The sequence below is a fragment of the Alphaproteobacteria bacterium genome (assembly GCA_035625915.1).
GTDB lineage: Bacteria > Pseudomonadota > Alphaproteobacteria > JACZXZ01 > JACZXZ01 > DATDHA01.
Map to the genome: position 1 here is coordinate 1 of DASPOR010000137.1, position 2,041 is coordinate 2,041.

2 protein-coding genes are annotated in these 2,041 nt (G+C 62.9%); one reads left to right on the top strand and one right to left on the bottom strand.

All coding sequences use genetic code 11. The features are described from left to right. Nucleotides 1-419: DNA-3-methyladenine glycosylase (locus tag VEJ16_11055; protein ID HYB10200.1), on the top strand; the 419-nt coding region annotated here is incomplete at its 5' end. Nucleotides 420-584: 165 nt separating this feature from the next. Here the strand turns inward: VEJ16_11055 and VEJ16_11060 are convergent. Continuing rightward, nucleotides 585-2,041: class I tRNA ligase family protein (locus tag VEJ16_11060; GenBank protein HYB10201.1), on the bottom strand; the 1,457-nt coding region annotated here is incomplete at its 5' end.

Here is a 2,041-nt window from a genome sequence, read left to right on the forward strand (position 1 = left end):
CGGGCTATACGTACGTCTACCGCGCCTATGGCCTGCACTGGTGTCTCAACTTTGTTTGCGAGGGCGTTGGCATCCCCTGTGCCGTTTTGATCCGCGCAATCGAGCCGCACTTTGGTATCCCGACCATGCAGGCGCGCCGCCGCCTCGCCGATATCCGCCTCCTGTGTTCCGGACCCGGGCGCGTGTGCGAGGCGCTCGGGCTGACGCGGGCCCACGACGGACTGGCGCTGGATTCGCCGCCATTCGAGATTCGCGGCCGCTTGGATCCGGTTCGGGTTGCCCGCGGGGTGCGGATCGGGATTACCAAAGCGGCCGATAAGCCGTGGCGTTATGGCCTTATGGATTCACGATTCTTAAGCCGCCCCCTGAAGCGCGAAGGTGCGCTGGCACGGACGCGGCCAACCTTGGCCTCGCTTTAGCTTTATCGAGGCAGCTTTATCGAGGCGAACCGCGCCGAGCCATTGCGACGACCGGTCGCCGTGGCCGACCGGCATTCTGCGTGCGCCGGTCAAAGCCCGACTTGCTCCGCCGTGACGGGCCGGCCTCGGCGTGGGACGGCCTCGGGGGGCAGCGGCGGCCGGCTATTAGCTCGCCTCCTTGAGCCGCTGCAGAGCCTCGCGGATACTGGCGCACCGAGCCTGTGCTTCCTCGCGTTTTTCTCGCTCGCCTTCGACCACGTCTTCGGGCGCTCGCCGAAGAAACTCCGGGTTGGCGAGCTTGACCTCGATCCGGCCGATGTCGCTCTCGATCTTGGTGAGTTCCTTTTCGAGGCGAGTGGATTCGGCCGAAAGATCGATCACGTCCTTAAGGGGGAGCGCGACGATATCGCCGCGCACCACGAGCTGAACGGCACCGGCAGGGGCGGCGGTGGCAAAGGAAACCCCCGAAATCCGAGCGAGCCGACCCATGACATCCCGCCATCGCCCTGCCCGCTCCCGTGTTGCTGCCGACGGATTGGCGAGAACGAGAGAGATCTGGGCGCCTGGCGGGACATTGATTTCCACGCGTATCGAGCGGACCTTGCTGATAAGATCGATAACCCAGCCGATTTCGGCTTCGGCCGCTTCATCATCGAGCCCATCGGGGTGCGGCCAATCGGCAAGTGCCAATAGCGTGGGGCGCGGCGGTCCGGATTCCGCCGTGACCCGCCAGAGTTCCTCGGTGACGAATGGCATGAACGGATGCAAAAGCTTGAGCGACACATCGAGCGCCCAAGCCGTCATGGCCCGGGTTTCATCCTTGGCCGGGCCCTCGGGGCCGGCTAACACCGGCTTTGCCAGTTCCAGATACCAATCGCAAAACACGTTCCACACGAAGCGATAGACTTCGCTGGCCGCTTCGTTGAACTTGAACGCCTCGAGAGCAGCAGTGACCTCGCGCACGGCGCGGGCGACTTCGTGAGCGATCCAGCGATTGAGGGTTTCGCTAACCGCAGCAGGATCAAAGCCGGGCACGCGCGCACACGCGTTCATGTCCGCAAACCGGGCCGCATTCCACAGCTTGGTCGCAAAATTGCGGTAACCTTCCACTCGGCTCGTTGATAACTTGATGTCGCGGCCTTGCGCTGCCATCGCGGCAAGTGTGAAACGCAGCGCGTCTGCCCCGTATTCGTCGACGAGCTCCAGTGGATCGATGATGTTGCCCTTCGACTTCGACATTTTTTGCCCGCGCTCGTCACGCACGAGCGCGTGGATATAGACATTTCTGAACGGCACCTCCTTCATGAAATAGAGTGCCATCATCAGCATCCGGGCGACCCAAAAGAAGATGATGTCGAAGCCGGTGACCAAAACATCGCTGGGATAGTAGCGGGCAAGTTCCGCCGTCTGCTCCGGCCAACCCAAGGTCGAGAAGGGCCACAGAGCGGAGGAGAACCAAGTATCGAGCACGTCCGGATCGCGAGTTAAAAATGTCGCAGCGCGTCCGGGGTCGCGCGCGATCGCCCCCGCTTGTTCTCGGGTCAGCGAGCCATCAGCCACATATCGGGCCAGGGCCTTGGCGAGGGCTTCCTCTTCACTCTCCGCCACAAACACATCGCCCT